General features: G+C 69.6%; 5 protein-coding genes. 4 read left to right on the forward strand and 1 reads right to left on the reverse strand.

From position 1 onward, the window contains the following. From metH to AB0H32_RS44230, 4 genes are all read left to right on the forward strand, one after another. A partial coding sequence (gene metH, locus AB0H32_RS44215) for a methionine synthase (protein ID WP_361134025.1) occupies positions 1–3,084 on the forward strand: 3,084 nt, incomplete at its 5' end. Continuing rightward, positions 3,081–3,977: a methylenetetrahydrofolate reductase [NAD(P)H] gene (gene metF, locus AB0H32_RS44220; protein ID WP_361134028.1), complete on the forward strand. Its 897-nt coding sequence runs from the start codon at positions 3,081–3,083 to the stop codon at positions 3,975–3,977. The genes metH and metF, both read left to right, overlap by 4 nt. A gap of 76 nt (positions 3,978–4,053) precedes the next feature. Beyond that, entirely contained in the window at positions 4,054–5,049 is a 996-nt protein-coding gene (rfbB, locus tag AB0H32_RS44225; protein ID WP_361134031.1) for a dTDP-glucose 4,6-dehydratase, read from the forward strand. Positions 5,050–5,237: 188 nt separating this feature from the next. Beyond that, a complete protein-coding gene (locus AB0H32_RS44230; protein WP_361134034.1) occupies positions 5,238–6,002 on the forward strand; it encodes an SDR family oxidoreductase in 765 nt (254 codons plus the stop codon). On the opposite strand, the gene AB0H32_RS44235 is transcribed toward AB0H32_RS44230, so the two are convergent. Then, positions 5,965–6,319: hypothetical protein (locus tag AB0H32_RS44235; RefSeq protein ID WP_361134037.1), on the reverse strand; the 355-nt coding region annotated here is incomplete at its 5' end. The genes AB0H32_RS44230 and AB0H32_RS44235 overlap by 38 nt on opposite strands.

Raw genomic sequence — 6,319 nt, forward strand, 5'->3', positions numbered from 1 at the left:
CTTTACACCACCCTGCGCGATGCCTACCAGCGCAACGCCGAGGGTCTGGTCACCGGCGGTGCGGACGCGCTGCTGGTGGAGACCACCCAGGATCTGCTGCAGACCAAGGCGGCCGTCCTCGGGGCGCGCCGCGCTCTGGCCGCCCTCGGCCTGGACCTGCCGGTCATCGTGTCGGTGACCGTGGAGACGACGGGCACCATGCTGCTGGGTTCGGAGATCGGTGCGGCGCTGACCGCGCTGGAGCCGCTCGGTATCGACATGATCGGGCTGAACTGTGCGACCGGTCCGGCCGAGATGAGTGAGCATCTGCGCTACCTGGCCCGCAATGCCCGGATCCCGCTGTCGTGCATGCCGAACGCGGGCCTGCCGGTGCTGGGCAAGGACGGTGCCCACTACCCGCTCACCGCGCCGGAGCTGGCCGACGCGCAGGAGACCTTCGTCCGCGAGTACGGCCTGTCGCTGGTGGGCGGCTGCTGCGGTACCACCCCCGAGCACCTGCGGCAGGTCGTGGAGCGTGTGCGGGGCCTGACCCCGCCCGGGCGTGACCCGCGGCCCGAGCCGGGTGCCGCCTCCCTCTACCAGACGGTGCCGTTCCGGCAGGACACCTCCTACCTGGCCATCGGTGAGCGCACCAACGCCAATGGTTCGAAGAAGTTCCGTGAGGCCATGCTGGCCGCCCGCTGGGACGACTGTGTGGAGATGGCCCGGGAGCAGATCCGCGAGGGCGCGCACATGCTCGACCTGTGTGTGGACTACGTCGGCCGCGACGGCGTCGCCGACATGGAGGAGCTGGCCGGCCGTTTCGCGACCGCGTCCACGCTGCCGGTCGTCCTGGACTCCACCGAGGTCGGCGTCATCCGGGCGGGTCTGGAAAAGCTCGGCGGCCGTGCGGTGATCAACTCCGTGAACTACGAGGACGGTGACGGCCCGGGCTCGCGTTTCGCGCAGGTCACCGAGCTGGCGCGGGAGCACGGTGCCGCGCTGATCGCGCTGACCATCGACGAGGAGGGCCAGGCCCGCACCCCCGGGAAGAAGGTCGAGATCGCCGAACGGCTGATCGGCGATCTGACGGGGAACTGGGGCATCCGTGAGGACGACATCCTCATCGACACTTTGACCTTCACGATCTGCACCGGTCAGGAGGAGTCCCGCAGGGACGGGATCGCCACCATCGAGGCGATCCGTGAGCTGAAGAAGCGGCATCCGGCCGTGCAGACCACGCTGGGCCTGTCCAACATCTCCTTCGGTCTCAACCCGGCCGCCCGGATCCTGCTGAACTCGGTCTTCCTGCACGAGTGTGTCAAGGCGGGCCTGGACTCGGCGATCGTGCACGCCTCCAAGATCCTGCCGATCGCCCGGTTCGACGAGGAGCAGGTCACCACGGCCCTGGACCTGGTCTACGACCGGCGTGCCGAGGGCTATGACCCGCTGCAGAAGCTGATGGCCCTGTTCGAGGGGGCCACGGCGAAGTCCCTGAAGGCCGGCAAGGCCGAGGAGCTGGCCGCTCTCCCGCTCGAGGAGCGTCTCAAGCGCCGCATCATCGACGGGGAGCGCAACGGTCTGGAGGCCGACCTGGACGAGGCCCTCCAGGACCGGCCCGCCCTGGACATCGTCAACGAGACCCTGCTGGACGGTATGAAGACCGTCGGTGAGCTCTTCGGCTCCGGGCAGATGCAGCTGCCGTTCGTGCTGCAGTCCGCCGAGGTCATGAAGACGGCGGTGGCCCACCTCGAACCGCACATGGAGAAGTCGGAGGCCGAGGGCAAGGGCACCATCGTGCTGGCCACGGTGCGCGGCGACGTCCACGACATCGGCAAGAACCTCGTCGACATCATCCTGTCCAACAACGGCTACAACGTCGTCAACCTGGGCATCAAGCAGCCGGTCTCCGCGATCCTGGAAGCCGCCGAGGAACACCGGGCCGACGTCATCGGCATGTCAGGTCTCCTGGTCAAGTCCACAGTGATCATGAAGGAGAACCTCCAGGAGCTCAACCAGCGCGGTCTTTCCGCCCGCTTCCCCGTCATCCTCGGCGGCGCCGCCCTCACCCGCGCCTACGTCGAACAGGACCTCCACGAGATCTACGAGGGCGAAGTCCGCTACGCCCGCGACGCCTTCGAAGGCCTGCGCCTGATGGACGCCCTCGTCTCGGTCAAGCGCGGGGTGCCCGGCGCGACGCTGCCCGAGCTCAGGCAGCGCCGGGTGCCCAGGCGTGACATCCCCCTCCTGGAGGTCACGGAGCCCGAAGGGCCGTCCCGTTCGGACGTCGCCACCGACAACCCGGTGCCCGCTCCGCCGTTCTGGGGCACCCGCGTCGTCAAGGGCATCCAGCTCAAGGAGTACGCGTCCTGGCTGGACGAGGGCGCGCTGTTCAAGGGCCAGTGGGGCCTCAAGCAGGCACGCACGGGCGGACCGACGTACGAGGAGCTGGTCGAGACCGAGGGCCGGCCACGGCTGCGCGGCTGGCTGGAGGAACTGCACACCAGGAAGATGCTGGAGGCGGCCGTCGTCTACGGCTACTTCCCGTGCGTGTCCAAGGGCGACGACCTGATCCTGCTCGACGAGGACGGATCCGAGCGCACCCGCTTCACCTTCCCGCGCCAGCGCCGCGGCCGCCGGCTGTGCCTGGCCGACTACTTCCGCCCGCAGGAGTCCGGCGAGACCGATGTCGTCGGCCTCCAGGTGGTCACCGTCGGCAACCGGATCGGCGAGGAGACCGCCAGGCTCTTCGAGTCCAACTCCTACCGCGACTACCTCGAACTGCACGGTCTGTCCGTGCAGTTGGCCGAAGCGCTCGCCGAGTACTGGCACGCCCGCGTCCGCGCCGAACTCGGCATAGCCGACGAGGACCCGGGCTCGCTGGAGGCGGTGCTCCGCACGGAGTACCAGGGCTGCCGGTACTCCCTCGGCTACCCCGCCTGCCCCGACCTCGAGGACCGGGCGAAGATCGCCGACCTGCTCGGACCCGAGCGGATCGGCGTCCGTCTCTCCGAGGAGTTCCAGCTCCACCCCGAGCAGTCCACCGACGCCATCGTCATGCACCACCCCGAAGCTACGTACTTCAACGCGGGAGGACGTTCATGACCACCCTGCGTGACGTCCTCGCCAGTGGGAAGCGTTCCTTCTCCTTCGAGTTCTTCCCCCCGAAGAGCGAGGCGGGCACCCGTACGCTGTGGGACGCGATCCGCCGGATCGAAGCGCTGTCACCCACCTTCGTGTCGGTGACCTACGGCGCCGGCGGCTCCTCCCGCGGCCGCACCGTCGACATGACCCAGCGGATCGCAACGCACACCACCCTGCGGCCCGTCGCCCACCTCACTGCCGTCGGACACTCGGTCGCCGAACTGCGGCACATCATCGGCCAGTACGCGAACGCGGGGGTACGCGACCTCCTCGCTCTGCGCGGCGACCCTCCCGGCGATCCCGGCGGCCCCTGGACCGCGCACCCCCAGGGCCTCACGTACGCCCATGAACTCGTCACCCTGATACGCGAGACGGGTGACTTCAGCGTCGGCGTCGCGGCCTTCCCCGAACGCCATCCACGCTCGCCGGACTGGGACGGTGACATACGGCACTTCGTCGCCAAGTGCCGGGCCGGAGCCGACTATGCGATCACCCAGATGTTCTTCCACGTGGAGGACTATCTGCGGCTGCGCGACCGGGTCACCGCCGCCGGCTGCCGGACGCCTCTCATCCCCGAGATCATGCCCGCCACCGATGTACGCCAGATCCGCCGCTTCGCCGAACTCAGCGGCGCCGCCTTCCCGGAGGACCTGGCCCACCGGCTGGAGCGTGCGGCCGACGACCCGGCCGAGGGGCATCGCATCGGAGTGGAGCACGCCACCGCCATGGCCGAGCGGCTGCTCGCCGAAGGGGCTCCCGGCCTGCACTACATCACCCTCAACCGCTCCACCGCGACACTGGAGATCCACCAGAACCTCGGTCTCGGCGCCGCGGTGGCACTGATTCCACGCTGACCCCGCCGATCGCGGTCCGCACTGCGAGGAAGGAGTTACCGATGGCGCATTCACCGGCCTGGGCGGAGGGCTCCGCATGAGGGTCTTCGTCACCGGGGGCGCCGGTTTCATCGGGTCCCACTACGTCCGAACGCTGCTCAACGGGGGCTATCCGGACAGCGCGGACACCGACGTCACCGTGTTCGACAAGCTCACCTACGCGGGCAACCGGGCGAACCTCCCGGCCGACGCCCCACGGCTGACGTTCGTCCAGGGAGACGTTTGCGACCGGGCGCTGCTCTTCGACCTGCTTCCGGGACACGACGCGGTGGTCCATTTCGCCGCGGAGTCCCATGTCGACCGGTCCCTGGCCGACGCGTCCCCGTTCGTCCGCACGAACGTGTGCGGTACACAGACCGTTCTTGACGCCTGTGTGGCCGCCGGGGTGCAGCGGGTGGTGCACGTGTCCACCGACGAGGTGTACGGCTCGATCGCCGAGGGCTCGTGGACCGAGGAGCATCCGCTGCTGCCCAACTCGCCCTACGCCGCGTCCAAGGCGTCCGCCGATCTCATCGCAAGGTCGTACTGGCGCAGCCACGGCCTCCATGTGTCCATCACCCGCTGCTCCAACAACTACGGTCCCCACCAGCACCCCGAGAAACTGATCCCGCGGTTCGTCACCAATCTGCTGCGCGGCATGCCGGTGCCGCTCTACGGCGACGGCAGGAACGTCAGGGAATGGCTGCACGTCGACGACCACTGCCGTGCCCTCCACAGTGTGCTGACCCGGGGAGGGGCCGGCGAGATCTACAACATCGGCCGGGGCAACGAGCGCACCAACCGGCAGCTGACCGACCTCCTGGTGAAGCTGTGCGACGCCGACCCGGGACTCGTGCGCTCGGTTCCCGACCGCAAGGGCCACGACCTGCGCTATGCGCTGGACGACACCAAGATCTGCCGTGAGCTGGGCTACACGCCTGCCGTCCCCTTCGAACGTGGCATCACCGAGGTGGTCACCTGGTACCGGGAGAACCCGAACTGGTGGAATCCACCGGTGCCCACCCGGGTGCCGGCACTCGCCGCGCAGCCCTAGCACCACTCGTCGCGCGCCGGGTGCGGGTCCGGCGGCCCGCCGACGCCGGCGCCGAAGGCCGCGCGAGCCGAGGAGGCAGCAGCCCGATCGGCCTCCGCCGGACCCCGCTCCTCTTCGCGGGCTCGACCACGGCCCGAGACACGCAGGCTGTACTGGCCTCCCCCGACCGGACCAGAGAGGCAATCGCCATGCCGGACAAGCCCTTCGCCCAGCAGACCGTCGTCGTCACGGGAGGCGGCACCGGCATCGGCCGTGCCACCGCTGTGGCGTTCGCGTCGCTGGGCGCCGCCGCAGTGATCGTCACCGGCCGCCGCAAGGAGCGACTGGCCGAAGTCGCCGCCCTGAGTCCGGTGATCGTTCCGGTCACCGCCGATGTGACCACGGAGTCGGGGGCGGAAGCCGTCGCCGAAGCGGTCCGTGAGCGCACCGGGTCGCTGGACGTCCTCGTGCACAACGCGGGCATCTTCCGCTTCAGCCCGCTGGCGGCGCTCGACACCGGCGTTGCCAGGGACGTCCTGGAAACCAATGTCCTGGGTCCCCTGCTCCTGACCGGCCATCTGCTGCCGCTGCTGCGTTCGCCCGGCGGCAGCATCGTCCTGGTGTCCAGTCGCGGCGGGCACAACCCGGGGCCCGACAGCTCGGTCTACTCGGCGAGCAAGGCGGCCGTGCACAGTTTCACCAGGAGCTGGGCCGCCGAGCTCGCGCCTCGGGGCATCAGGGTCAACGCCGTCGCCCCCGGTTTCGTGCGCACCGAGGCCTACGCGGCCAACGGGCTCAGCGACGAGCAGGTCGAGGGGCTGTTCGCGGGCGTCGTGCAGGGCATCCCGCTGGGCCGCGTATCGGACCCCGAGGACATCGCGCCCTGGATCACACGGCTTGCCGAGTCCTCGAGCCCACTGGTCACGGGCCAGGTCGTCACGATCGACGGCGGGATGGACGTCGCAGGCCGCTAGGTGCACCGATCACCAGCACTGCAGACGCCGGCCGGGCCCGGCCGTGGCGCAGACCTCCGGTGTGGTGGAACCGTCCAGGACGGCACCGCACCGGAGCTCTCTGTGTCCGCCGAAAGGCCCGGCCGGCCGTGCAGGGCGAGCGATCGCTGGTTCGAGCGCGGTCTCTCGGGACGTTCCCTCGCACGCGTCCGGGACGGGTATCTCGCCGCCACGGCCCGTGAGTGCCGTTGGGGCCGTTGACCGTCGTGTGCAGCGACTGGTACATGTTGAACTTGGGCATCGCGATGTAGTCCTTGAACCGGCCGGGGACCGGGTTC

Source organism: Streptomyces sp. NPDC020362 (genome assembly GCF_040642095.1).
In the GTDB taxonomy this organism is placed as follows: Bacteria; Actinomycetota; Actinomycetes; order Streptomycetales; family Streptomycetaceae; genus Streptomyces.

Coding starts and splice junctions, on each gene's coding strand:
- metF (WP_361134028.1), top strand. CDS start 3,081: ATGACCACCCTGCGTGACGTCCTCGCCAGTGGGAAGCGTTCCTTCTCC.
- rfbB (WP_361134031.1), top strand. CDS start 4,054: ATGAGGGTCTTCGTCACCGGGGGCGCCGGTTTCATCGGGTCCCACTAC.
- AB0H32_RS44230 (WP_361134034.1), top strand. CDS start 5,238: ATGCCGGACAAGCCCTTCGCCCAGCAGACCGTCGTCGTCACGGGAGGC.